This window comes from Phreatobacter sp. (genome assembly GCF_016793595.1).
In the GTDB taxonomy this organism is placed as follows: Bacteria; Pseudomonadota; Alphaproteobacteria; order Rhizobiales; family Phreatobacteraceae; genus Phreatobacter.
Genome location: NZ_JAEULY010000004.1, coordinates 1 through 23,410 on the forward strand (window position 1 = coordinate 1; position 23,410 = coordinate 23,410).

At 67.6% G+C, this 23,410-nt stretch carries 24 protein-coding genes and 2 tRNA genes; 12 read left to right on the forward strand and 14 right to left on the reverse strand.

Going from position 1 to position 23,410, the window contains the following annotated elements; translation table 11 throughout:
* Both JNK84_RS03985 and JNK84_RS03990 read right to left on the reverse strand, forming a co-directional pair.
* Window positions 1-162: Flp family type IVb pilin (locus tag JNK84_RS03985; RefSeq protein ID WP_293423462.1), on the reverse strand; the 162-nt coding region annotated here is incomplete at its 3' end.
* A gap of 324 nt (window positions 163-486) precedes the next feature.
* Entirely contained in the window at window positions 487-1,227 is a 741-nt protein-coding gene (locus JNK84_RS03990) for an outer membrane protein (protein WP_293420809.1), read from the reverse strand.
* Between the two features lie 284 nt (window positions 1,228-1,511).
* Here JNK84_RS03990 and JNK84_RS03995 point away from each other — a divergent pair, with 284 nt between their 5' ends.
* Window positions 1,512-2,939 (forward strand): serine hydrolase domain-containing protein, encoded by a 1,428-nt coding sequence (locus tag JNK84_RS03995; protein WP_293420811.1) that lies wholly within the window; start codon window positions 1,512-1,514, stop codon window positions 2,937-2,939.
* 6 nt (window positions 2,940-2,945) lie between these two features.
* On the opposite strand, the gene JNK84_RS04000 is transcribed toward JNK84_RS03995, so the two are convergent.
* From JNK84_RS04000 to JNK84_RS04035, 8 genes are all read right to left on the reverse strand, one after another.
* A complete protein-coding gene (locus tag JNK84_RS04000; RefSeq protein ID WP_293420813.1) occupies window positions 2,946-4,499 on the reverse strand; it encodes an MFS transporter in 1,554 nt (517 codons plus the stop codon).
* Between the two features lie 132 nt (window positions 4,500-4,631).
* Window positions 4,632-5,051 carry a hypothetical protein gene (locus JNK84_RS04005; protein ID WP_293420815.1) on the reverse strand — a complete coding sequence of 140 codons (420 nt, stop codon included), beginning with the start codon at window positions 5,049-5,051 and terminating at the stop codon, window positions 4,632-4,634.
* A 51-nt stretch (window positions 5,052-5,102) separates the two neighbouring features.
* Window positions 5,103-5,900, reverse strand: a complete 798-nt coding sequence (locus JNK84_RS04010) for an SDR family NAD(P)-dependent oxidoreductase (RefSeq protein ID WP_293420817.1) — start codon at window positions 5,898-5,900, stop codon at window positions 5,103-5,105.
* 215 nt (window positions 5,901-6,115) lie between these two features.
* Window positions 6,116-6,748: a glutathione S-transferase family protein gene (locus JNK84_RS04015; protein ID WP_293420819.1), complete on the reverse strand. Its 633-nt coding sequence runs from the start codon at window positions 6,746-6,748 to the stop codon at window positions 6,116-6,118.
* A complete protein-coding gene (locus tag JNK84_RS04020) occupies window positions 6,745-7,164 on the reverse strand; it encodes an SRPBCC family protein (protein ID WP_293423464.1) in 420 nt (139 codons plus the stop codon). Before JNK84_RS04020 ends, JNK84_RS04015 begins: the two co-directional genes overlap by 4 nt.
* Entirely contained in the window at window positions 7,098-7,562 is a 465-nt protein-coding gene (locus JNK84_RS04025; protein ID WP_293420821.1) for an ArsR/SmtB family transcription factor, read from the reverse strand. Before JNK84_RS04025 ends, JNK84_RS04020 begins: the two co-directional genes overlap by 67 nt.
* A 143-nt stretch (window positions 7,563-7,705) precedes the next feature.
* Window positions 7,706-8,284 carry a GNAT family N-acetyltransferase gene (locus JNK84_RS04030; protein WP_293420823.1) on the reverse strand — a complete coding sequence of 193 codons (579 nt, stop codon included), beginning with the start codon at window positions 8,282-8,284 and terminating at the stop codon, window positions 7,706-7,708.
* Window positions 8,285-8,286: 2 nt separating this feature from the next.
* Window positions 8,287-8,592 carry a DUF2917 domain-containing protein gene (locus JNK84_RS04035; protein WP_293420825.1) on the reverse strand — a complete coding sequence of 102 codons (306 nt, stop codon included), beginning with the start codon at window positions 8,590-8,592 and terminating at the stop codon, window positions 8,287-8,289.
* Window positions 8,593-8,751: 159 nt separating this feature from the next.
* Between JNK84_RS04035 and gcvA the strand changes: the two genes are divergently transcribed.
* The 3 genes from gcvA (at window position 8,752) to JNK84_RS04050 (ending at window position 10,597) form a co-directional block, all read left to right on the forward strand.
* Entirely contained in the window at window positions 8,752-9,705 is a 954-nt protein-coding gene (gene gcvA, locus JNK84_RS04040) for a transcriptional regulator GcvA (protein ID WP_293420827.1), read from the forward strand.
* A 65-nt stretch (window positions 9,706-9,770) separates the two neighbouring features.
* A tRNA-Ser gene (locus JNK84_RS04045) sits at window positions 9,771-9,861 on the forward strand.
* A 331-nt stretch (window positions 9,862-10,192) separates the two neighbouring features.
* Window positions 10,193-10,597: a (R)-mandelonitrile lyase gene (locus JNK84_RS04050; protein ID WP_293420829.1), complete on the forward strand. Its 405-nt coding sequence runs from the start codon at window positions 10,193-10,195 to the stop codon at window positions 10,595-10,597.
* A gap of 34 nt (window positions 10,598-10,631) precedes the next feature.
* On the opposite strand, the gene JNK84_RS04055 is transcribed toward JNK84_RS04050, so the two are convergent.
* On the reverse strand, window positions 10,632-11,417 hold the full coding sequence (locus tag JNK84_RS04055) for an SDR family NAD(P)-dependent oxidoreductase (RefSeq protein ID WP_293420831.1): 786 nt from the start codon (window positions 11,415-11,417) through the stop codon (window positions 10,632-10,634).
* Window positions 11,418-11,521: 104 nt separating this feature from the next.
* Complete coding sequence (locus tag JNK84_RS04060; RefSeq protein WP_293420833.1) at window positions 11,522-12,205, reverse strand: SDR family oxidoreductase; 684 nt, start codon at window positions 12,203-12,205, stop codon at window positions 11,522-11,524.
* A gap of 239 nt (window positions 12,206-12,444) precedes the next feature.
* On the opposite strand from JNK84_RS04060, the gene JNK84_RS04065 reads away from it, so the two are divergent.
* From JNK84_RS04065 to JNK84_RS04090, 6 genes are all read left to right on the forward strand, one after another.
* Window positions 12,445-13,353: a DMT family transporter gene (locus tag JNK84_RS04065; protein ID WP_293420835.1), complete on the forward strand. Its 909-nt coding sequence runs from the start codon at window positions 12,445-12,447 to the stop codon at window positions 13,351-13,353.
* Window positions 13,354-13,572: 219 nt separating this feature from the next.
* Window positions 13,573-13,995, forward strand: a complete 423-nt coding sequence (locus JNK84_RS04070; protein ID WP_293420837.1) for a DUF3597 domain-containing protein — start codon at window positions 13,573-13,575, stop codon at window positions 13,993-13,995.
* Window positions 13,996-14,087: 92 nt separating this feature from the next.
* Window positions 14,088-14,372 (forward strand): hypothetical protein, encoded by a 285-nt coding sequence (locus tag JNK84_RS04075; RefSeq protein ID WP_293420839.1) that lies wholly within the window; start codon window positions 14,088-14,090, stop codon window positions 14,370-14,372.
* Window positions 14,373-14,710: 338 nt separating this feature from the next.
* Complete coding sequence (locus tag JNK84_RS04080) at window positions 14,711-16,900, forward strand: TonB-dependent receptor domain-containing protein (RefSeq protein WP_293420841.1); 2,190 nt, start codon at window positions 14,711-14,713, stop codon at window positions 16,898-16,900.
* Window positions 16,901-17,011: 111 nt separating this feature from the next.
* Window positions 17,012-17,737: a hypothetical protein gene (locus JNK84_RS04085; protein WP_293420843.1), complete on the forward strand. Its 726-nt coding sequence runs from the start codon at window positions 17,012-17,014 to the stop codon at window positions 17,735-17,737.
* A gap of 13 nt (window positions 17,738-17,750) precedes the next feature.
* Window positions 17,751-19,457: an ABC transporter ATP-binding protein/permease gene (locus JNK84_RS04090; RefSeq protein WP_293420845.1), complete on the forward strand. Its 1,707-nt coding sequence runs from the start codon at window positions 17,751-17,753 to the stop codon at window positions 19,455-19,457.
* Between the two features lie 184 nt (window positions 19,458-19,641).
* Here JNK84_RS04090 and JNK84_RS04095 read toward each other — a convergent pair.
* Window positions 19,642-19,726: transfer RNA gene (locus JNK84_RS04095), tRNA-Tyr, on the reverse strand.
* A 135-nt stretch (window positions 19,727-19,861) separates the two neighbouring features.
* Here JNK84_RS04095 and rlmB point away from each other — a divergent pair.
* Window positions 19,862-20,695 carry a 23S rRNA (guanosine(2251)-2'-O)-methyltransferase RlmB gene (gene rlmB / locus JNK84_RS04100; protein ID WP_293420847.1) on the forward strand — a complete coding sequence of 278 codons (834 nt, stop codon included), beginning with the start codon at window positions 19,862-19,864 and terminating at the stop codon, window positions 20,693-20,695.
* Here rlmB and JNK84_RS04105 read toward each other — a convergent pair whose 3' ends face one another.
* The gene (locus tag JNK84_RS04105; protein WP_293420849.1) at window positions 20,696-21,139 is read right to left on the reverse strand and encodes a hypothetical protein; all 444 of its coding nucleotides are present in this window, start codon (window positions 21,137-21,139) and stop codon (window positions 20,696-20,698) included. It abuts the gene before it with no gap.
* Window positions 21,140-21,673: 534 nt separating this feature from the next.
* On the opposite strand from JNK84_RS04105, the gene JNK84_RS04110 reads away from it, so the two are divergent.
* A complete protein-coding gene (locus JNK84_RS04110; protein WP_293420851.1) occupies window positions 21,674-23,353 on the forward strand; it encodes an MFS transporter in 1,680 nt (559 codons plus the stop codon).
* The last annotated feature ends 57 nt before the right edge of the window (window positions 23,354-23,410 follow it).

Sequence of the window (23,410 nt, forward strand, 5' to 3'; positions counted from 1 at the left end):
CTTGAAGTTCGTGTTGACCTTGTTGAAGGCGTTGAGCGTGTTGGTGCCCATGGTGTTGACCGCGACGATGACGACGGCGGCGATGCCGGCGGCGATCAGGCCGTACTCGATGGCGGTGGCGCCCGAGTTGTCCTTGGCGAAGCGAGCGAGAAGATTGGTCATTGGTGGTCTCCCTTTCTGATGGAGCCATCACACCACACAGAGATTGAGGAACTCGCCTCGCAACAGCCGATAAAGACGTTTGCGCGTATTAACCTTGCCGCTTCGTTAGGCCCTTGGAAGACCCGCCATTCCCGGCCAGCGCCGGCCGGAGGCCGGCCCCGCGACGGTCGATGATGGCGACGAGCGGCGTCACCGCGCCGCTCGTTCTTGCCTGATGCGCCCGGCGTGCCCCCGATAGGCCGGCGTGCCATGGCGCCGCGCAACGAAAATGGGGCCGCCCAAGGGCAGCCCCAAGTTCATGAAGAAGATGCACTGCTGCAGAAATCAGTACCGGGCGACAACGGCCGAGGGGCCGGTCGTGAACATGTAGCTCACGCCGAGACGGACCGTGTGCGTGTCCAGACGCTGGGCGATCGAGCCGCCGGCGAAACCTGTTCCGAGCGTCGTGCGGGTCCCGTAATTGGCATAGAGATATTCGCCGCGAATGGCGACATTCGGCGTGACGGCGTAGGCGACGCCGGCGCCGACCGTCCAGCCAGCGCGCGTTCCGCCGAACTGGGTGTTGGCAACGCAAGCCGCGCCGGGCACAGTGACGCCGCACCCGGAAATCCCGATGAAGCTGACGCCGCCCGTTGCGTAGAGGAGCGCCCGGTCAACCGCGAAGCCGGCGGTTGCCCGGATCGATCCGTCCCAGTTCGCGCGGGACTGATAGGCGTTCGGTGCGAAGCCGTTGATCGTGAAAGCCTTGGTGCCGGCGCTCAGCCAGGACAGATCACCTTCGACGCCGAGCACGAAGTTGTTGGCGAACTGGTAGCGATAGCCGACATGCCCGCCCAGCTTCACGCCCGACAGACTGCCGGACGCAGTGAACGTGTTGGCCGGCTGCGCGAAGCTGTTCTGTGCGGAGTAGAAGCCAAGATCGGCACCGACATAGAAGCCGGTCCAGCTGAAGGCGGGCATCACCACGACGGCCGCAACCGGCGAGCGCGGCACGCCGAGATCGGCGGCCTGCGCGCCCGAAGCCAGAGCGACGACAGCGGCGCTGGCGAGAAGGAACTTTTTCATGGAACGACCTCCGATCTGTTACCATAAAAGAACATCTACCCCAGCGTCATGGCAACCGATATTCACAGTTTGCCATATTAACTGAACTGCGCTGTGGCAATTATCCCACATTCTCGAGGAGCCCCTGCCGGCACCACGCGGGGGACGAGAGCGGCGCCGACGATCGGATGCCCCCCGGATTGTCCAGCGCTCCCGCGACATGCCGCAGGTGGTGCCCCTCCCCGGTTTCCCGCAGCCTGCCAGCCGTGCCATGGTGCCGCCCGCATCGCATCAGGAGCGCCGCCATGTCCGACAGCCAGATTTCCGACAGCCCGGCCACTGATGCTCCGGCCGGAGCAGGCGCCCTTCCCGACTGGCTGGAAGCTGCCCTCGAATATGTTCCACGCTGGGTCGACTTTCAGCTCCAGCAGGTCGACCAGCCGGGCTGCGCCATCGCCGTCGCCCACAAGGGCCGGATCGTCATGGAGGAGGCGTTCGGCGTCGCGGACCTTGGCTCCGGTGAGGCGCTCACCCCACGCCACCGCTTCCGCGTCGCCTCGCACTCCAAGACCTTCACCGCCGCCGGCATCCTGAAGCTGAAGGAGCGCGGGCTGCTGCGGCTCGACGACGCGGCCGGCAGCTTCGTGCAGGGCCTGCATCCGGCCATCGCGGACGTCTCCCTGCAGCAGATCCTGTCCAACAGCGCGGGTCTGTCGCGCGACGGCGGCAATGCCGGCTATTTCCCCGGCCTGCGCCCCTTCCTCTCGGCTGCGGAGCTGAAGGAGGCGCTGACGCTGCCGCCGCCGCTGCCGGCCGCCGAACGCTTCAAGTATTCCAACCACGGTTTCAGCCTGCTCGGTCTCGTCATCGAGCAGGTGGCGGGCGAGCCCTATCGCGACTGGATCATGCGCGAGGTGGTCGGCGCGGCCGGCCTCACCGAGACCTTCGCCGATATCGGGCTGATGACCGAAGGCCCCTTCGCCAAGGGCCATTCGACCCGCCTGCCGGTCGGCCGCCGCCTCGTCCTGCCCGGCGACATGGCGACCGCCGACATGGCGGCAGCGACCGGATTCGCCTCGACCGCCGGCGATCTCGCGCGCTTCTTCGCCCAGCTCTCGTCGAATTCCGAAAGCCGGCTCCTGTCGCCGCTCACCCGGCGCGACATGAGCCGCCCGCACTGGCGCGACCGCGAGACGGCGCTCGACCGCGCCTATGGGCTCGGCACCATATCCGGCACGCTCAGGGGCTGGGACTGGTTCGGCCATTCCGGCTCGTTCATCGGCACGCTGAGCCGCACCGCCGTCTTTCCAGCCGAGGATCTGACCATTTCGGTCATCACCAATGCCATAGACGGGCCGGCGCAGGCCCTGGTCGACGGTATCGCCCTGATCCTGAAGACGTTCCGCGAGCGCGGCGCGCCGACCCCGGAGGTCGCCGACTGGGCGGGACGCTGGTGGATGATGTGGGGCGCCATCGACCTGGTGCCGGTGGGCAACCGCGTATTGGCTTACGCGCCCGCCCTGCCGGCGCCGCTGTCGGAGGCGAGCGAGATCGCCGTGACGGGCCTCGACGCCGGCACCATCGTCCGCGCGCCGGGCTTCGCCAGCCCCGGCGAGCCGGCGACCCGCACCCGCGACGCCGATGGCATGGTGTCCGAGGTCTGGCTCGGCGGGGTCGGCCTCGTCAGCGAGCCGGACTTCATCGAGACCATGCTGTCGCGCTTCGAGACCTGACAGCCGTCACGTTTCGGCTTCGACGGGAGCGGGCTCGGCTCGCGCCAGCAGCGCCAGCGCGACGAGGGCTGCCGCGACCGAAACGCAGGCGGAGATGAGCGCCGTCAGTTCCAGCGCATCGGTGAAGGCCATCCGCGCTGCGCCGATCAGCTCCCCGGCGGCCGGCCCCGTGAGCCCGCTCGCCACCGCGACGGCGCCGCCGAGCGTGTCGCGCGCGGCATCGGCCGCCGCCAAGGGCACGCCAGCGGGCACTGCCGCTGCCATGGCGCTGCGGTAGATGGCGGTGACGATGCTGCCGAGCACGGCGATGCCGACCGCGCCGCCGAACTCAGCGCCGGTCTCGGAGATCGCCGAGGCCGAACCGGCCTTTTCCGGCGGCGCGGCGCCGACGATCAGGTCCGTCGTCAGCGTCACCACCGGCGCCATGCCCAGCGACAGGATCACATAGCCGACAACCACCACGGCAAGGCCGTGCGGCCCGCCGATCTGGGTCAGCAGCGCGAAACCCGTGGCGCTGGTGAGAAGCCCACCGGTCATCACATAGGCCGGCCGGAAGGCACGCGTCAGCCGGGGCGCGATCATCGATCCGGCGATGAAGCCGAAGGCCGACGGCGCGCTCCAGAGCCCCGCCTCCAGCGCGGTCATGCCGAGGACGAGTTGCAGATATTGCGCGATCAGCAGGAACGAACCGAAAGCGACCGAGAAGCCGAGCACGTTCACCACCACAGCCGCCGAAAAGACCCGCGACCGGAACAGGCGGAAATCGATCAGCGGATCGGCAAGGCGCTTCTGCCGCGCCACGAACAGCAGCCCGATCAGGATGCCGGCCGCGATCGGCGCCCAGGCCAGCACGCCGACGCCATGTTCCGCGATGCGCTTGATGCCGAAGATCACCGCCAGCACCGCGACCAGCGACATGGCGGCGCTGACGAGGTCCAGCCGGCCGGCATTCGGATCCTTGTATTCCGGCAGCAGCCACGGCCCGACCGCCAGCAGCAGGATCATGATCGGCACGTTGGCGAGGAAGACGGAGCCCCACCAGAACTGGGTCAGCAGCAGGCCGCCGACCAGCGGCCCGATGGCGCCGCCCGCCGAGAAACTGGCGATCCAGACGCCGATGGCGACGGTCCGCTCCTGCGGGTCGAGAAACATGTTGCGGATCAGCGAGAGCGTCGAGGGCGCGAGCGTCGCCGCGGCGATGCCGAGCAGGGCGCGGGCCGCGATCAGCTGGTTCGGCGTGGTGGCGAAGGCCGCCAGCACGGAGGCGATACCGAAAGCGGCGGCGCCAATCAGCAGCAGCTTGCGCCGGCCGATCCGGTCGCCGAGCGTGCCCATGGTGATCAGCGAGCCGGCGACGAGAAAGCCGTAGATGTCGACGATCCAGAGGAGCTGCGAGGAGGTCGGCTTCAGATCGGCGGAAAGATGCGGCACCGCGAGGTTCAGCACCGTCAGGTCCATCGAATAGAGCAGGCACGGCAGGGCGATGACCGCGAGGCCGATCCACTCCCGGCGGCCCGCCTTGGGGCTGTCTGCGATGGCCGTTTCGGTCGAGTGGGTCATGGCATGCTCCAATGGCGGACGGGCGGTGCGCGGCCCCTTCGGGGCGGCGCGAGCAGATCGAATTTTCGGGACGCTGGACTGTCTCACGGGCTGCCGTCCGATCCTGTCAGCAGGCGGACCGCCGGCCCTGCGTCAGCCTGACGCGCGGGCGCGCTCCTCGATCCAGCCGCCGAGCCAGGCGCAGGGCATGGCCGAGGCGATCAGCGCCAGCGGATACCAGGCCGGGCCGTGGTTCCACATGGCGACGGCTCCGAGGCTCGCCAGAACCGTGCCGATGCCGCCGAGGATCAGCGCGTGGCGCAGCGGGCGGGCCGGCGCCAGGACGGCGGTCACGAGGCAGCCGAGCACCGCGATCAGGCAGCGATAGGCGAAGGCGAACAGGAGCAGCCCGTCGGGCACCGGCCGGCCGTAGTGCGGGACGATGCCGGCGACGTGCATGACGTGATCGGCCGCGTGCGTCAGCAGGACGGCGGTGCCGAGACCGGCGAGGATCGCGAAGGCGCTCCGGTGCAGCGCGCGGCGACGGGGAACGCGGACGGTAAAGGCGGTCATGACGGGCTCCTCCCCTTCGGTCGGCCGGGCAAGCAGGCTTGGTACCGGGCGTCAGTCCGTGACGAGTCCGCAGGAGAGGTTCATGACCGCGCCGGTGATTGCGCCCGCGCGCGGCGAGGCGGCGAAGACGGCCGCCTCGGCCACCTCGTCGAGCGTCGGAAACCGACGCAATGCCGGTATCTCCTGCGGCTGCGCCAGCATCTCCTCCACCGTCAGGCCCTCGCGGGCGGCGAGCGGCGCGAAGACCTCGCGGGCGTGGGAGCCGCACGCGATCGTCTCCGGAACCGCATTGGGCATCAGGCAGACGACGCGAATGTTGTGGGGGCCGAGCTCCACCGCGAGACGCCGCGAAAAGCTCTCCTTGGCGGCGCAGGCGATGCCGTAACCGAGGAAGCCCGGCCAGGTCAGGCGTGAGCCGGGCGTCGACAGCGTCAGGATCACGCCGGAGCCGGCCTTCACCATGGGCCGTGCCACCGCCTGCGCCGTGACGAACAGCGCCCGCAGGTAGGCATCGACCGGGTGGACGAAATCCGCGAGCGTCAGGTCGAGGAAGGGCGTGCCCTGCACATGGGCGAAGCCGACGGCGACCATGGCGATGTCGATGCCGTCTGCCTCGGCCGCAACCGCATCGACCAGATCGCGCACCGCGACCGCATCGAAGACATCGAGCACCGCCGTATCCGCCGTGCCGCCCGCGCCCCGGATGTCGCGGGCGATCGCCTCCAGTTTCGACGCGGTTCTGCCGGCAAGGACCACGCGCGCGCCCTCACGCGCAAACGCGCGGGCAGCCGCGCCGCCGATAGCGCCGCCGCCTCCGAACACAATGGCTGTCCTGTTTGCCAGCATCATGACGCTCTCATCCTCGCTTGGGGCGGGCAATGCAGATCCTTCGCGCGCGCCGGGTGACGCGAGCGGTTTCGTCGATCGTTGCTGCACGCATCAGCCGGAAGGCAGCCGGGGGCCCTCCCCGCGCCAAATTCGGCGCGAGGAGGGTCGGCGGGGGCCAATCCCTGGCCCCGTGACCTCGGCAAATCTGGTGTTGCGGCCGTTTCCGGCCGGCCGCCTCAGGCGGCTGCGGCGGCGCGCTCGGGCCAGGGGTCGAGCCAGCCCTTCAGGCGGCTGAGCTCGTCGTGCCAGCGGCGGACATGGGCGAAATCGGCCAGCGGAATATTGGCCTTCTGCGCCCAGGGCAGCGTGACGCCCGCCGCAATGTCCGCGATGGTCAGGCTGTCGCCCGCGAGCCAGCGGCTGGCGGCAAGCCTGCCATCCAGCACGGACAGGTGGCGCTTCGCCGCCTTGATCGTAGTCGCTTCGGCCTCGGCATCGACCGGGCCCATGCCGAAATGCGACTTGATGATGTGCTCGAAATAAAGCGCGCCGGTCTGCGGGTTGAGCTCATGGGCGGCGAAACTCAGCCAGCGCTGCACCTCGACCTGCCTTGCCGGATCGGACGGCCAGAGATCGGAACCGGCCTTGACCGCGAGGTGCATGGCGATGGCATCCGCCTCGGATAACGTCAGATCGCCATCGACGAGGACCGGCACCTTGCCGGCCGGGTTCATCGCGCGGAAGGCCGGCGTCCGGTGTTCGCCCTTGCCGAGATCGACAAGGACATAGTCGAGCGGCATATCCAGCAGCTTGGCCACCGCGCAGACCTTCCGCGGCATCATCGTCTCGGCGTAGTAGAGCCTCATCATCTGACATCCTCCCGGACGAAGAGCCGTTCCATCTTGTTGAGCGAAGCGGTCCAGCCGCGGGTATGACCGAGGCGCGCGGCCTCGTCGTAGAGTTGTTCGTGGATCAGCGTCAGCATGCAGCCGTCGCCATCGGGGCGCGTCTTGACGGTGACCTGGGAGACGCGCTCGGCCGTCGACTTCCAGAACCAGGAGAAGACCAGCTTCTCGTTCTCGACGACCTCGCGATACTCGCCGTGGACATCGTGCCGCTCGCCCTGGAACTCGAAGCCGACATGAAAGGCGCCACCGACGCGCACGTCGAGCTCGATCACCCGCATGTCCTCAGGCGCGCCCGGTCCCCACCACTGGGCTAGCCTTTTGGGGTCCGTCCACGCGGCGTAGACCTTGGCCGGCGAGGCGTTGAGCCAGCGTCGGATGGTGAGGCTGGGCCTGACGCCGGCACCAGCGAGAGGCCGGGCGGCGACGGGTTGCGACTGGGCTGACATGCGTCCTCCTCGAGCAGGGCCTGGAGACGGTCGAGCTGGCGTGTCCAGAAGATCTGGTAGCGGGTAAGCCAGTTCATCGCCTCCTCCATGGGTGCGGCGTTCAATTGGCAGGTGACGGTGCGCCCGGTCTTCGACCGTGTGACGAGGCCGGCATCCGACAGCACGTCGAGATGCTTCATCACCGCTGGCAGCGACATGGCGAAGGGCCTTGCGAGCTCGCTCACCGATACCGCCTCGTGGTCGCCGAGCTGGGCCAGGAGCGCGCGCCGCGTCGGGTCGGCGAGCGCAGAGAAGATCCGGTCCAGTTCGGGATTCTGATACTTAACCATTAAGTTAAGTCTTATGCGCGCCACCGGCCGCCGTCAAGAGGCTTCCCATGAACATCCGAAGATGTCGGCGATGGCCTGTCGCGATGGAATGCGACAACGCCCGGGATCACGCCCGGGCGCTGGTTTCATTCCCGGCGCCGCGCTCAGGCCGCGAGCGCGGCGCTGGCCGCGGTCAACCGCCGCTCGATGCGGACGAGACGCGGATCCTCCCGATGGCGCGCCTCGATGGCCCCGACCTTCGCGGCGAGCGCCAGCATGGCATCGTTGCCGCGCAGCGTTTCGCCATGAAGCAGTCTCGCGCCGGCCTTCCCGGCGCAGCTCGCGATGGCGGCAAGCAGCGCGGCGCCTATGCCCCTGCCCTGCCAGTCGTCGCGCACCGAGAGCGCGAACTCGACGGACCCGGCCTGCCGATCGATCGCATAGACCGCTTCGCCGACCATCGTCCGCCGGTCGCATTCGACCAGTTCGGCGATGAGCGGGAACACGGTTCCACCTGCGCCGCCCAGCAGCCGCTCGACCTCGGCGCGCGCGAGCTCGTTGACGCCGCCCAGATAACGGTTGTGCCGGGAGCGCACGGACAGCCCGCGCACATGCGCCAGCAGCGCCTCCGAATCCGCCGCGACCATCGGCCTGATGTCGAGCATCGTGCCGGCACCGATGCGCAACCCGGCGCGCCAGACCGGGCGCGCCATGCAGAGATGGACGGCGATCGCGATGCTCATGATCAAGCCGCCCGCCGCGTGTCGATGACGCTGTCCGGGCCCGCGCCGGACGCCTGCGTCCCGGCGGCGCGATGCGGATCGCGGATCGTCACGTCCGCCGGCCCGGCAATGGCGCAGACGAGGCTGAGCCCCGCGCGGTCGATGACGAATTCCTGACCCGGCTCGAGCAGGATGTCGCGATCGTCGCGCTCCAGCGTGACCCACACCGCGCCGGACAGGCAGCGCACGGCGGTGCCTTCCGCATCGCCGAGGCGGATGAGGCCACCGCGCTGGACATGAATGCGTGCATCAGCTTCGAGACAGACCATGGCGGCCTCCTCCGATACGGGATCTGGATGAGTGGTGCGAATGTGACGGCCGGCTATTTGTCAGCAGGAAGCTGCGCCGACCTCGACATGAGCGAAGGGTGCGCGCATATGTGGCAGCGCACAAACGATCAATTCTCACTCACTGCATGAGTTCTGAGAATGTCAAAACGCCGCTATGACCTGCCGCCACTCGGCTTCGTCCAGGGCTTCGAGGCAGCCGCGCGTACGCTCTCCTTCACCAAGGCCGCGGAGGAGCTGTTCCTGACCCAGTCCGCCGTCAGCCGGCAGATCAAGACGTTGGAGGACCATCTCGGCGTGCAGCTTTTCGAGCGCCGCCACCGCGCGCTGGCGCTGACCGACGATGGCAAGGCGTTCCAGCGCATCGCGGCGGACGTGCTCGACCGCCTGCAGTCGTCGATCAACCAGATGCGCGCGCGGGGCGCGGAGAACCAGCTCTCGGTGACGACGGTCACCGGCTTCGCCTCGCTCTGGCTTATCCCGCGGCTGAAGCGCTTCACGCGGCTCTATCCGCATATCGACGTGCATATCGTCGCCAATGACAAGCTGCTCGATCTCGAGCGCGGCATGATCGATCTCGCCATCCGCTATACCAAGACCGAACGCGTGGCGCCGGGAGCGGAACGGCTGTTCGACGAGGACATCCTGCCCGTCTGCCACCCCTCGCTCGTCGCCAGCAACGTGACGCCGCTGCGCCGGCCGCGGGATCTCGCGCACCACACGCTGCTCCACCTCGACTATCACGGCGCACGCAAGACCTGGTTCGACTGGGGCACCTGGCAGACCGTGCTCGGTATCGAGGATCTGAAGCCCGCCGGCCATCTCTATTTCAGCCGTTACGACCAGCTCATCCAGGCGGCCATGGCCGGCCAGGGCGTCGCGCTCGGCGTCTCGCCGCTGATCAACGAGGCGATCCGGTCCGGCTCGCTGATCGCCCCTTTCGACAAGCAGGTCGCCGGCCCGCATGGCTACTATCTCGTCCGCTCATCGACCGGGCAGGCGAAGCCGCAGGTGGCCGATTTCATCGCCTGGCTGCACGAGGAGGTGCGCGAAGGGGCTGTCGCCGAGCCGCTGATGGACACCGTCGACCTTTGAGAGCCGCCCCTCGCCTCTGCCGCCTTGCCAAGCCCGGCATTCGCGGGCATAGAGGCGCTCGCAACGGAGACGTGGCCGAGCGGCTGAAGGCACTCGTTTGCTAAATGAGCATACCCCAAAAGGGTATCGAGGGTTCGAATCCCTCCGTCTCCGCCAAGCGTTTCTTCTTTTTGTTTTCAGCCGCTTCCGTTGAGCGTCAATGCTGACTTTGTGGCATCTGGCTGGCTGCCCGACGGTCGGCCGCGCCGCCACCCACGCTTCGCCCCTCGCCCGCAGCAGTTCCGGATTCTCGCGCGGCGTTGAACCGATCAACGGGGTCATGTCCACCGCCTCGTCACCGAGCAATCGCAAGCCGGATTGTCGAGACCGCTCAATCCGCCGTATCGCGCCGGCACGGCGCGAACGATCTTGACCCCTGCCGCTCCGCCTCGTGACACGCGACGGCGGTCGCGCGTAGCTTGTGCCGCGAATTTCGAGGAGAGACACCATGGACATTCATCGCTGCGGCACCATCAAGTCCCGGCGCCCTCCAAGCGACTGGTTCACCGGCGATGTCTGGCAGGAGCCCATCGTCGAGGCGCCGGCCCCGGCCCGCGTGCGCTCCGCCGTCGTCCGCTTCGATCCCGGTGCCAGAACCAACTGGCACACCCACCCGCTCGGTCAGACGCTCTATGTGATCGCGGGGAGCGGGCTGGCGCAGACGCTGGGCGGCCCGATCCAGGAAATCCGCGCCGGCGACGTGGTCTGGATTCCGCCGGGGGAAAAGCACTGGCATGGCGCCGGGCCATCGACCGCGATGACCCATGTCGCCATTCACGAGGCCCTCGACGGCAAGCATGTCGATTGGATGGAGCCGGTCACCGACGCGCAATATGGCGGCACGGCCGGCTGACGGGTGCGGCCGCTGGCGTCAGGCCTGATCGCGCTTACCCGTTCTTCTGGTCGCGGCGAAGTGTCGGCAGGCCGATGCCGGTGGCCTCGAACCCGCCATCGACGGCCAGCGTCTGGCCCGTGATATAGCTCGCCCCGGGTCCGCACAGATAGACGATGGCGTCGGCCAGCTCTTCCGGCAGGCCGTACCGGTTGAGCGGGATGGCATCGTGATAGTCGGCCCTGATTTCCGGCGAATGGACCCTCTTGGCCATTGCCGTGTCGACCGGCCCCGGCGCCACGGCGTTGACCCGGATGCCGTAGCTCGCGAGCTCCACCGCCATCTGCTTGGTGAGATGGCCGAGCCCGGCCTTCGACGTGCCGTAGGCGACGCGCAGCGTCGAGGCGCGCAGCGAGGAAATGGACGTGATGTTGACGATGGCGCCGCCGGTTTCGCGCATCAGCGGGACGGCGGCCTTGGTCATGATGAACGGTCCCGTGAGATTGACCGCCATGATCTCGTTCCATGCCTCGAGCGACGTCTCCATCAGCGGGCCGAAATGGGCGATGCCGGCATTGTTCACCAGCGCGTCCAGCCGGCCGAACCGCGCGCGGACGGCGGCAATCGCCTGATCGGCATGATCCGGCCGCGAGACGTCGAACGGCAGGGCCAGCAGCCTGTCCGGCTGCTTCAGCGCGCGAACGGCCCCGTCCAGCGTCTCGGCCTTGATGTCGAGCATGGCGACCGACCAGCCATCGGCGAGGAACCGCGTCGCCGCGGCAAGGCCGATGCCCTGCGCGGCTCCGGTGACGAGCGCGACTTTCGAAAGATTATCGGACACCACGACCTCTCATCTCCGCGCCCTGCCGGCGCCGTGCGCATCCTTGCGAAAAGGGCGCAGCGGTCAACATCGCCAGAAGGAGCGAGCCCAGACGGGAACAGGCCTCACCAGGCCAGCGTCTCGCCCTGATAGTCGAGGAAGCGGTGCGCCGGATCGTCGAGGGCCGCTTCGAGCACCCGCGTCATCCCGCCGACGCTCTCGGGAATCGTGAGCGGCGCGCTGGCGCCGCCCATGTCGGTCTGCACCCAGCCGGGATGCAGCATCAGGACGCCGACCCCGGCGGGCAGCGCGTCCCGCACGGCGAAGGATCGCCCGAGCGAATTGAGCGCCGCCTTGCTGGCCCGGTAGAGCTCGCTGCTGCCGGTATCGTTCAGCGCGACGCTGCCCATCCGGGAGGACATGAAGGCCATGACGCCGCCGCGCCGGACCAGCGGCAGAAGGTCGCGCGCCAGCCGGATCGGCGATATTGCATTGGTCAGGAACAGATCCGCGACCTCGGCTGCACCCGCCTTGCCGGCATCCTGATGATCGGGGCCCTTGATGCCCGCATTGACTAGGACGAGATCGAAGCGCGACCCGGCAAGCGCGCCGACCAGTTGCTCGCCGCACCGCGGATCGTTCACGTCCAGCGGCAGGGTCGCGATCCCCTTCGTCCCGGCAAAAGGCGTCCGCGCGGCATCGCGCACCGTGGCGACGACCGACGTGCCGCCCGCTGCGAGGGCCTCCGCCATGGCGCGGCCGAGGCCGCGCGAGGCGCCGATGATGAGAGCTTGCTTCAGGGCTGACACGATGACCTCGCCTTGGCGGACCTGCCGGATGCGCGGTCATAGCAGGCAGGACGGCCGCGGTCAGGATGGTTGTGCGGATCGACCCGGTGGACGGACCGCGCCCGCTCCTCGGCCCCGTGGCCGCCGCGCGCATTGCCCCGCCGCCCTGCGGTACCCGCGATGGAGCGATGCCGCCACGCGGTGGACGTGGCCGCCCCGTTATGGGATCAGGCCGCCCCACGTCAGCGCGGCGGCCCCGATTGTCCTCACTGTTCCAGAGACCCAACAATCTCCTCGGCATCGCCATGATGCTGATCGGCTTCTTCGTCTTCGCGGCCAATGACGCGCTGGGCAAATGGCTGCTGGCGACCGCGACGGTCGGCCAGCTGATGCTCGCGCGCGGCGTGGTGGGGCTGATGGTCGTCGGCTCGACGCTGGCCCCCTCGGGCCTCGCCCCGATCCGGACCCAAAAGCAGATCTGGTTGCAGATCGCGCGCGGCATGCTGTCGGCGACCGAATCGTCGCTGTTCTTCGCCGCCCTGATCTTCCTGCCGCTGGCGAGCGTCATGACCTACTATCTGGCGGGCCCGATCTATGTGACGGCGCTGTCGCCCTGGCTGCTCGGCGAACAGGTCGGCTGGCGGCGATGGCTGGCCGTCGGCATCGGATTCTGCGGCGTCGTCATCGCCATTCAGCCGGGCGCGGACAGCCTGTCGTGGGGCGCCATCGCGGCTCTGGGAGGCAGCATCGCCTATGCCTTCGTCATGATCTTCACGCGCAAGCTCGCGGCGACCGACGGTCGCGTCCTGATGGGTTGGCAGCTCATCAGCGCCGTCGTGGTCGGGATCGGACTGACCGCCTACCAGGGTTTCGCGCCGCTCGGCACACTCGACATCGTCCTGATCGGCATCCTCGCCATCGGTTCGCTCGCGGGCAACTGGTGCGTGAATATCTCGCTGCAGCTGGCCCCGGCATCGGTGGTCGTGCCCTACCAGTACTCGCTGATCATCTGGGGCGTGCTTTTCGGCTATCTCGTGTTCGGCGAGGTGAGCGAAAGCCACACGCTGATCGGAGCCGCGATCATCGTCGCCGCCGGCCTGTTCATCTTCCTGCGCGAACAGCGCCTGCACCGGGGCGCCACGAGCAGCAGTCCCTCGGTGAACAACTGACGCTGCACGAGCCTATCGCGCCGGTCGGTTGTGGAACCGCATCGACCTCCGCAGCCACATCGGGAGCCAGCCGGCCTTGCCGCGCGAGGCTATTGATCGGCTCGCGCAGGCTGTGGGCGCGCCCGGAGAGCGGTGGTTGCTGAACGGCGACATCACCACCTGTTCATTGTCAGGTCATCGTGCCAGCATCAGGCTGCCTTCGCCACAAAGGAGGCGCATATGAGTATCTTCTCGTCGATTCTGAACAAGATCCTGCCGGGCCGCGCACAGGCTGCGGAGCAGCCCGCGCCGCCAGCGGCGACCACGACCGCCCAGGCCGCTCCGGCTCCGTCCGCGGCGCCCGCGACACCGGCGGCGACGGCGGCGACGGCCCCGGCCGCCGTCCCGGTCGATGTCGTCGCCATCCTGACCGAAAAGGCCACGAAGGCCGGCCAGAAACTCAACTGGAAGACGTCGATCGTCGACCTCCTGAAGCTCCTCGACCTCGATTCCAGCCTCGCCGCCCGCAAGGACCTCGCCAAGGAGCTCGGCTATACCGGTGATACAAACGACAGCGCGACCATGAACGTCTGGCTGATCAAGCAGGTGATGAGGAAGCTCGCGGAGAACGGCGGCAAGGTGCCGGACGATCTCAAGGACTAGCAGCGGCCGTGCAGTGCATGGGCGACGGCGGTCTTTTCGCCCGTCGTCGCCGTTCGACCACGTCGTGACAGGCTCAAATCAAGGGGGCACTCATGGAGCAGATTCTGATCAATCTCGTTGCCGGCGCGCTCGGCGGCAACGGCGTCGGCAAGGCTTCGCCGCAATTCGACCTCGGCACCATCGGCAATACGATCGCGGGGCTCATCGGTGGTGGCGCGCTGGGGCAACTCGTGCCCTTGGTCCTCCCGGCCGTCCAGGCCTCGATCGCCAGCGGAAACTTCAGCATCGGCGGCGTGGTCGCCAACCTGATTTCGGGTGGCGCCGGCGGCGCGATTCTCACCGCCATTGTCGGCCTGATCAAGAACAGGGCCGGCTAGGCGCTCTTGCCGGGAGATGTCGCGCCGACACGCGGCGCGGCATCATCCCACTGGATCGGGCTCGCGCGGCTCAGCTCAGCTGCGGCGCATCCCATCTCAAGCACATCTTGGACAGCCGCAAGATCAGAAACACTCCAATCTTCGACATGTTCATTGATATTTGTTGACACAATAAATCAACTTATCTAGCAGGGCCAAGGGTCATCGCCGAGCGGTGACCCGTGCCAGCCAGCGTTTCAAGCCAGCCAGCCGAACAATCAGGTCAGGCATAGGGGCTTGAGACAATGTCTCGTTACAGATACGGCGCGCTCGTCGCGTCGGTTTCGGCGTGCGCGCTGATGGCATCGTTTTGCGGCGCGGCCGCGCAGTCGGGCGGCGATGAAATCACGGTGACCGCGACGCGCGAGGAGCGGCAGCGGCTGGACGTTCCGGCCACCGTCGACGTCATCTCCCGCCGGCAGATGGAAGAGCGCCAGACGCGCGACATCCAGGACGCCGTTCGCTACATCCCCGGCGTCAGCGTCGAGCGCTTCACCTCGGCGACCGACCCCTGGAAGAACCTTGGCGGCTTCACGGTGCGCGGCGTGTCCGGCAACCGGGTCGCCATCACCGTCGATGGCGTGCGCATCATCGAGCGCATCACCGACGGCACCCGCGACCTCATCGACATCCCCTATATGAGGTCGATCGAGATCATGCGCGGGCCTGCCTCGGTGCTCTGGGGCGCCGACGCGCTCGGCGGTCTGGTGGCGTTCCGCACGATGAACCCGCAGGACCTGATCCGCGGCAACGAACGCGGCTGGGGCGCCCGGCTGCATACGAGCTTCGACAGCTTCACGCGCTCGATCGTCAAGACCGCCATGGCCGGCGTCACCATCTCGCCCAATGCCGAAGCGATCTTCTCGCTAAGCCACGGCACGGCGTTGCAGCCGACCTACTCGACGGCGCGTGCGGACGGCGGCATCTGGACTTGCCCAACGATCCGCGCCCTGCCCTGCAACATCACCGACCCGTTCCGCGCCCATAACTGGAACGGCTTCGCCAAATTCGTGTTCAGGCCCGCCGACAATCACGAGCTTCGCCTGACTGTCGAACACTATTCGAAGATGACGGTCGCCACCCAGCTCTGGGATCGCGGCATCGTGGCAACCGGCAGCTGGCGGAACGACAACTTCTCCCGCGACCAGTATCTGGAGCGCCAGCGGGCAACACTGTCCCATGACTGGACGCCGGGATGGGGCTGGATCGATGCGATCCGCACCAATCTCACTTACTCGCCGCAGCGCCGCAACCTTGACAGCTATCGCTACCAGACAGGTGTCGGCGGCACCAATCTCAACCAGCAGCGCCTGACCTACGACATTCTCGACTATTCCGAGAAATTCTATCAGGGCGACGTGCAGCTGACGTCCAGCTTCAACTTCGGCCCCTCGCGCCACGTCTTCACCTACGGCTTCCAGGGCGACGTCGCGCGCACCGATTACTACCGTCAGGGCACCATCACCAACCTGACGACGGGGACCAGCACAACGACCATCGCCGGCGGCTTCAACTTCGCCAACGCGACGACGACGCGCGCCGACTTCTACATCCAGGACGAAATCAGGCTGCTGGACGACCGCTGGACGATCACACCGGGTCTACGCTGGGCGAACTACCGCATGACGCCGCGTCTCGGCGCCGGCTATCAGCCCGTGCCCGGCGCGGAGCCGCGCGAGGTGACGTCGAGCCGGTTCATTCCGCAGATCGGCACGATCTTCAAGCTGACCGACGTCTATTCGGTCTACGCACGCTATGGCGAAGGCTTCAAAATGCCGACCGCCCAGCAGCTCTACCTGTCGGTGCCGAACGCCTGTGGCGCCGGCTGCAGCCTCATTCCGAATCCGACGCTCCAGCCGGAAAGCGCCCGCTCCTACGAGGCGGGTTTCCGTGGCCGCTTCGAGCGCGGATGGTTCTCCATCGGCGCGTTCCACACGAACTACAAGAACTTCATCCAGAGCTTCCAGACCGCGCCTGACGGCGTGAACATGACCAATATCAACCTGTCATCGGTCGTGCTCTGGGGCATCGAAGGCTCGGCCGAGTACCGCGTCACCGACGATATCCACGTCCATGCCGGCTTCTCCTACCAGTTCGGCAACCAGCGTTCGCGGCCGACGTCCCCGATCACGGCCTTCGACGCGGCGAGCCCGTTCAACGGCGTCCTCGGCCTGCGCTGGTTCAAGCGCGACTGGAACCTCGACGGCGAGGTGGTCAGCCGCTTCTCCGCTCCGGTTTCCCGCGCCAGCGTCGCGACCGTCTACAAGCCGGGCGGCTGGTTCGTCCTCGACAGCTTCGTCAACTGGCGGCCGCGCGAGAACGTGACTCTCCGCGCCGGCGTCCAGAACATCTTCGACACCCGCTACTTTCAGAACCTGATGGGCAGCTACCCGATCACCCCGACCACGGCCGTCGCTCAGCAGAATCCGCTCGAACTCCAGGTCCAGCCGGGTCGGACGTTCAAGGCCTCGATGACCGTCGATTTCTGATCGTCCCATGAACCGGCCTGCCTGTGTCCGGGCGGCCATGCAGCAGGGCGGCCCGCACCTTCCGAAAGGCAAGGCGGGCCGCCCACCCGTTTCCAGCACGAGACCAGACCCATGACCGACCCCAAAGCCATCCGCGAAGTCCTCGCCTGCTCCGTCGCCGCCGCCGTCGAGACGACCCGCGGCATGGGCCGGGTCATGCTGTCGGTCTCCGACAGGGGCGCGACCCACGAGCGGATCGGCGTGGTGGATATGGTGACGGTCGAACCGGATGCCGTTTCGCTGTCGGGCGCTGCTCACGATTCCCGCATCGACCTGACTGTCATCAAGGGCGTCGTCGCCGACCGCTCTGGCAAGATGAAGGACAAGGTGCTGCCGCGCCTCGAATTCCAGGATGCCGCCGGCACGACGCTATTCAGCATTATCGGCCTCGACGGCATCGAGCCGTTCGACGCGGCGCTGGAAGCGGTCGGCGGCGGCTCGCCGCTGCCCGAGAGGGAGCGGCCGACGCCGCCTGCGGGTGGCAATCCGCCGGCCGAGATTGACCCTGAGGATGCCGGTGCCAAGCCGCTTCATGCCGCGAAGGACAGCGGCGCGACCATTGGCGTCGTCTATCGCGGCAATGGCCTTGAGCAGCGCTGGACCGGCACAGTGGCCGAGGTGCGCCCCGCCATGGGCTTCATCAACATCATCCAGCCGGACTTCCATCTGCACCTGAAGGCGGGGGCCGTCGCAAGCTGGCGCCGTGAGGACAGTGAAGCCGGTGTCGCGCTTCACGGGCAGAACGCCGAGGGCCGGCCGCTCGGCCTGATCCTCACCGGCCCCGCCTCCCTCGCCTGAGCGTCGTGCGGCCGTGATCACCAGCCTGAAGCAGATCTGGCGGCTCGCGGTCATCTGCGCCTGGCGGCCCGGCGGGCGGCTCGGCATCCTGATCTTCGCGGCGGTGTTCGGCCTCGGGCTCGTCGGTATCCACATCACGGTCCGGCTGATCCGCTGGACCAATGACTTCTACAACGCGCTGCAGCGTCTCGACGTCCAGGCGGCGGTGCACCAGATCGGCGTGTTCTTCGTGCTGGTCGCGATCAGCGCGGCGCTGCATCTGGCCGCGAACTACCTGCGCAAGCTCCTGCAGATCCGCTGGCGGCGCGTGCTGACCGATGCGGCTCTGGAGGTCTGGCTGGCCGGCCACGCCTACTGGCACATGCGCGACCGCACCGAGCACGGGCTCGACAATCCTGACCAGCGCATCGCCGATGACTGCCGCATCTACGTCTTCCGGCTCACCACCGAGGCGCTGGAATTCATCACCGCCATCGTCGCGCTGTTCACCTACGTCTCCATCCTCTGGTCGCTATCGACCTTCCCCCTCGCCTTCACCCTGTTCGGCTTCGACGTCTCGATCCCGCGCTACATGGTCTGGGCGGCGCCGCTCTATGTCGCGGTCTCGTCCGGCGTCACCCATTGGCTGGGCGCGCCGCTGGTGCCGCTGAATTTCGAACAGCAGAAGACCGAGGCGGATTTCCGCTTCGCTCTCGCGCGCTTCCGCCAGTCCGGCGAGCAGGTGGCGCTGCTGTCCGGCGAAAAGGCCGAGCGGCGGCTGTTCGACCGGCGCTTCAGCGCCATCGTCGGCAACTGGCACCGGCTGATGAACCGCGAACTGATTCTTGGCTGCTTCACCCGGCCCTACATGCAGACGGTGCTGCGCATCCCGCTATTTCTCGCGCTGCCGGCCTTCCTCGCGGGGCGCGTGACCTTCGGCGGACTGATGCAGATCGGCTCGGCCTTCCAGAACGTCGTCACGACCATGTCCTGGTTCATCTTCTCCTACCGCGACCTCGCGGAACTGGCCGCAGCCGCCAAGCGCCTCGACAGCTTCCTGGAATCGGCCGGGAGCGCGGCAGGCACGCCGAGCGGGGTATCCCGCAACCCTGAAGGCGGCGACACGTTTCGTCTGTCCGACGTCGTTCTGAAGAGTCCGGCGGGCCGCGACATCCTTGATGTCGACGGCCTCGACATCCGCCGCGGCGAGGCCGTCTGGCTCAGAGGCCCCTCCGGTCGGGGCAAGACGACGTTGGTGCGCATGCTCGCCGGCTTGTGGCCGGACAGCGCGGGCCACGTCGACCATCCCGACGGGCGGATGCTGTTCCTGCCGCAGCAGGCCTATCTCCCCATCGGTTCGCTCAAGGACGCGGCGGTCTATCCGGCCGACGCCGCCGACATCGATGACCGAGAGGTCATTGCTGCGCTGGGGGTGGTCGGCCTTGGCCGGCTCGCGGAGTCCGCGCATCTCGCCGCCGACGTGACCTCGCTCGGCCTTTCCGGCGGCGAGCGCCAGCGGCTGGTGCTGGCGCGTCTCCTGTTCGAGAAGCCCGACTGGGCCCTGCTCGACGAGGCGACCGGCGCGCTTGACGAGCCGGCGGAAACACGGCTGTTCTCGGCCCTGCGGGAGACCCTGCCCACCACCACCTTCATCCTCATCGCCCATCGCCGCCCCACGGGTCTCGGCGACGTGCGCGAGGTTGAGCTGGGCGGCGTCGCTCGGGCGCCAGTGCCCGCCTGAATCCAGGCGGGCAAGGTCAGGCGCGATGTCGGCGCAACGGCCAGCATGATGCGAGAGGCTTCGCGGACCGGCAGGCAGCGCGACCATCGAGAACGCGCGATTCCGCGCCTCATGACCCGCGCCGTCCGGCGCGACCTGCGGTCGGGGCTGGAAAATCCGTAAGTATCAGCTGATTGCAAGGGGATGGTGGGGGAAGCAGGACTCGAACCTGCGAAGGCGTAGCCAGCGGATTTACAGTCCGCCCCCTTTGCCGCTCGGGACATTCCCCCGTCCCAGACCCGTTGGACCAAGGCCGCGGGGCGAGGTGCGCTTGATAGGGACGGCCCCCTGCCCTGTCAACCGGCAAAGCTTCGCATTCACCTACCGGCATTGCGAAGCCGGGCGGGCCGTGGGATGGAGAGCCCATGAGCAAGCAGCCGACCAAAGGTCCCGGAAAGCCGTTCCGCCCCTTCTCCCGGCCGGGAAAGCCGTTCAAGGGCCGTGGCGGCCGTGTGCTGCGCGAGCCCGCGCCCGACTACGAGAGCGGCACGGTCCTGCTCTACGGCTGGCACACCGTGTCGGAGGCGCTGCGCAATGGCGGCCGGCGAATCCGTACCCTGCTCGCCACCGAGAACGCCGCCAAGCGCCTCGACGAGGAAGGCATCGCCCATTCCGCCGAGATCGTGCCGGTGCGCGAGATCGACAGGCGCCTCGCCGCGACGCCCGACGCATTGCATCAGGGCCTGTTCGCAGAAGCCGATCCCCTGGACGCACCTGATATCGAGGACATGCCGGCCGAAGGCGTGCTGCTGCTGCTCGACCAGATCACCGACCCGCACAATGTCGGCGCCATCGTGCGCTCGGCGGCGGCCTTCGGCGTCAAGGCCATCGTCACCACCAACCGCCATTCGCCGGAAGCCACAGGCGTCCTCGCCAAGAGCGCCTCGGGCGGGCTGGAGCACGTGCCCTTCGTGACGGTGCAGAATCTCTCGCGCGCGATGAACGAACTGAAGGATCGCGGCTTTCAGATCATCGGCCTCGACAGCGAGGGCGAGGCCGATCTCGACGCGGTGAAGCTGCGCGAGCCGGTCGCGCTGGTCCTCGGGGCGGAGGGCAAGGGCCTCCGGCAGCTGACGCGCGAAACCTGCGACGCGCTGGCGCGTATCGACATGCCCGGAGCGATCAAGAGTCTCAACGTGTCGAACGCCGCGGCGCTGGCGCTCTACGCGGTCACGACGCGGCTCGGCCTGCGCCGCTGATCAGCGACGGCGGCGATTCGACCGGACCGGCGGGTCGTTCAGCGTGATTACCCGCGCCTCGGAGCCGCTGGGATAATAGGGCCGGCGCTCCATCATCGGCGAGCGGCCGGGAGCCCCCATCACGGGATAGGCGCCCGAGCGGGGGAAGATCGGATAGACCGGCACCACCTGGCGGGGATGGGCATGGATCGGCGGCTGATAGATCGGCAGCGCCATCCCGTAATCCACCCGGGGCGCCTGCGGCACGACATAGCGCCACTCGCCCGCGCGGCGCTCGACCACGAAGCCGCAGCCGCTGCAATGGTGATGATGCCGGACCTCGTAGCCGCCCGGCGTGCGGTCATCGGCGATCTCGATGCGCCGGTACTGCGCCAGCGACGCCGTGGACATGATCGGCGTGACGACGATGGCGGCCAGAGCCGCGCGACCAAGGGACCATCCCATGACGGCCGATCCTTCCCTGCGAGGGCGCCACACCCGGGAACAGCCTAGCGCAGGCCACGAGCGCCGGATAGCTCCCGCCGTGAATGCCTTACCGCATGATGAATCGACAGGCCGCCGACGCCTGATCCCCGGCACGACTCAGCGTGGAAACCCCGTCCCCCATCGACCGGACTGGGCGTCCATGGTGTTGCGCACCCAAAGATGCGACGGCCGTCAGACTTATACTTTCGTCTCTTAGACTTTCGGTATGGTCACGCGGCCCGACGTCTGTTCGCAGATGCAACAATCCAGAACTGGACTGGACCTGCGCGGCGAAAGGCGCGGCAATGACGGGTAGAGTGAGCAGCTGCGAAAGAAGTCCGCGCGTTTCTACGAAAGTCTTATCTACGATTTGCCAAGGGACACGCGCGCGGACCTCGGCCTACCGAGGATCCATCGCGAGGGCGCTCGACCTTACGCCAACAAGAACAAGGACCGGATCGTCGAGACGACGACAGCCGGGTCCGTCACCAGGACAGCAGGAAGGAAACCGCCATGTCCATGAGCACCGCCTCGGGTGCGGGGACCACCCCCCGCCCGATGACCAAGGAGGAGCGGAAGGTCATTCTTGCCTCCTCGCTCGGCACCGTCTTCGAATGGTACGACTTCTATCTCTACGGCTCGCTCGCCGTGATGATCGGCGCGCAGTTCTTCGCGCCCTTCGACGCCAATACCCGTGCCATCTTCGCGCTGCTGGCCTTCGCCGCCGGCTTCCTCGTGCGCCCGTTCGGCGCTCTCGTCTTCGGCCGCCTCGGTGACCTCGTCGGCCGCAAATACACCTTCCTCGTGACCATCGTGATCATGGGCGCCTCGACCTTCCTGGTCGGCCTGCTGCCCTCCTACGCCACGATCGGCTGGCTCGCTCCGGTCATCCTCATCGCGCTGCGCATGGCCCAGGGCCTGGCGCTCGGCGGCGAGTATGGCGGCGCGGCTGTTTATGTCGCCGAACACGCTCCTCCGGGACAGCGCGGCTACTACACCTCGTTCATCCAGACGACGGCGACGGTCGGCCTCCTGCTCTCCCTGATCGTGATTCTGACCCTTCGCCTCTGGATGGGTGAGGCGCAGTTCGCGGCCTGGGGCTGGCGCGTTCCGTTCCTTCTCTCGATCTTCCTGCTGGCGATCTCGGTCTGGATCCGTCTCCAGATGAACGAGAGCCCGGCCTTCAAGAAGATGAAGGAAGAGGGCACCCACTCGAAGGCGCCGCTGTCGGAAGCTTTCGGTCAGTGGAAGAACGCCAAGATCGCGCTGCTCGCCCTTATCGGCGGCACCGCCGGCCAGGCCGTGGTCTGGTACACGGGCCAGTTCTACGCGCTGTTCTTCCTCCAGAGCATCCTGCGCGTCGACCTGTTCACCGCCAACGTGCTGATCGCCTGGTCGCTGGTTCTCGGCACCGGCTTCTTCATCGTGTTCGGTGCCCTGTCGGACCGTATCGGCCGCAAGCCGATCATCCTGGCGGGCTGCCTGATCGCGGCCGTCACCTACTTCCCGCTGTTCACCGCGATGACCAAGGCCGCCAACCCGGCCCTCGCCCGCGCGCACGAACAGGTGAAGGTGGTGCTGACCGCCGATCCGGCCGGTTGCGGCAACGTGTTCAACCCGGTCGGCACCCGCGTGTTCACGGCGCCCTGCGACGTGTCCCGCGTGGCGCTCGCCAACGCCGCCATCAAGTATGACTTCGTCAACGGCCCCGCCGGCTCGCCGGCGACCGTCACGGTCAATGGCACGGCGGTTCCGATCGACGCGCAGTTCGCCGCGGCTCTCGGCCGGGCGACGCAGGCCGCCGGCTATCCGGCTGCCGGCAATGCCGAGATCATCAAGGTCAACGGCTTCTTCTCCGCGCTCGGAGACGGCCGCGCCCTGTGGATCATCGGCATCCTGTTCATCCTCGTCATCTACGTGACGATGGTGTACGGCCCGATCGCGGCCCTGCTGGTCGAACTGTTCCCGACCCGCATCCGCTACACGGCCATGTCGCTGCCCTATCACATCGGCAACGGCTGGTTCGGCGGGCTTCTGCCGGCGACCTCCTTCGCGATGGTGGCCGCCACGGGCGATATCTACTACGGCCTGTGGTACCCGATCATCTTCGCGATGATGACCTTCGTGGTCGGCCTGTTCTTCCTGCCGGAGACCAAGGACCGCGATATCTTCACCTACGACGGCAACAAGTAACCTCCTCTCGTGGAGGCAGGGCAGGCGCCGGGAGCGATCCCGGCGCCTGTTTCGTTT

What these genes read in the sequence shown, in the direction of transcription:
- JNK84_RS04075 (WP_293420839.1), top strand. Translation starts at nt 14,088, where the DNA reads ATGGAGCAGATTCTGATCAATCTCGTTGCCGGCGCGCTCGGCGGCAAC.
- rlmB (WP_293420847.1), top strand. Translation starts at nt 19,862, where the DNA reads ATGAGCAAGCAGCCGACCAAAGGTCCCGGAAAGCCGTTCCGCCCCTTC.
- JNK84_RS04015 (WP_293420819.1), bottom strand. Translation starts at nt 6,748, where the DNA reads ATGATGAGGCTCTACTACGCCGAGACGATGATGCCGCGGAAGGTCTGC.
- JNK84_RS04105 (WP_293420849.1), bottom strand. Translation starts at nt 21,139, where the DNA reads ATGGGATGGTCCCTTGGTCGCGCGGCTCTGGCCGCCATCGTCGTCACG.
- JNK84_RS04080 (WP_293420841.1), top strand. Translation starts at nt 14,711, where the DNA reads ATGGCATCGTTTTGCGGCGCGGCCGCGCAGTCGGGCGGCGATGAAATC.
- JNK84_RS04035 (WP_293420825.1), bottom strand. Translation starts at nt 8,592, where the DNA reads ATGGTCTGTCTCGAAGCTGATGCACGCATTCATGTCCAGCGCGGTGGC.
- JNK84_RS04005 (WP_293420815.1), bottom strand. Translation starts at nt 5,051, where the DNA reads ATGACCGCCTTTACCGTCCGCGTTCCCCGTCGCCGCGCGCTGCACCGG.
- JNK84_RS04025 (WP_293420821.1), bottom strand. Translation starts at nt 7,562, where the DNA reads ATGGTTAAGTATCAGAATCCCGAACTGGACCGGATCTTCTCTGCGCTC.
- JNK84_RS04030 (WP_293420823.1), bottom strand. Translation starts at nt 8,284, where the DNA reads ATGAGCATCGCGATCGCCGTCCATCTCTGCATGGCGCGCCCGGTCTGG.
- JNK84_RS04050 (WP_293420829.1), top strand. Translation starts at nt 10,193, where the DNA reads ATGGACATTCATCGCTGCGGCACCATCAAGTCCCGGCGCCCTCCAAGC.
- JNK84_RS03995 (WP_293420811.1), top strand. Translation starts at nt 1,512, where the DNA reads ATGTCCGACAGCCAGATTTCCGACAGCCCGGCCACTGATGCTCCGGCC.
- JNK84_RS04000 (WP_293420813.1), bottom strand. Translation starts at nt 4,499, where the DNA reads ATGACCCACTCGACCGAAACGGCCATCGCAGACAGCCCCAAGGCGGGC.
- JNK84_RS04085 (WP_293420843.1), top strand. Translation starts at nt 17,012, where the DNA reads ATGACCGACCCCAAAGCCATCCGCGAAGTCCTCGCCTGCTCCGTCGCC.
- JNK84_RS03990 (WP_293420809.1), bottom strand. Translation starts at nt 1,227, where the DNA reads ATGAAAAAGTTCCTTCTCGCCAGCGCCGCTGTCGTCGCTCTGGCTTCG.
- gcvA (WP_293420827.1), top strand. Translation starts at nt 8,752, where the DNA reads ATGTCAAAACGCCGCTATGACCTGCCGCCACTCGGCTTCGTCCAGGGC.
- JNK84_RS04070 (WP_293420837.1), top strand. Translation starts at nt 13,573, where the DNA reads ATGAGTATCTTCTCGTCGATTCTGAACAAGATCCTGCCGGGCCGCGCA.
- JNK84_RS04010 (WP_293420817.1), bottom strand. Translation starts at nt 5,900, where the DNA reads ATGATGCTGGCAAACAGGACAGCCATTGTGTTCGGAGGCGGCGGCGCT.
- JNK84_RS04110 (WP_293420851.1), top strand. Translation starts at nt 21,674, where the DNA reads ATGTCCATGAGCACCGCCTCGGGTGCGGGGACCACCCCCCGCCCGATG.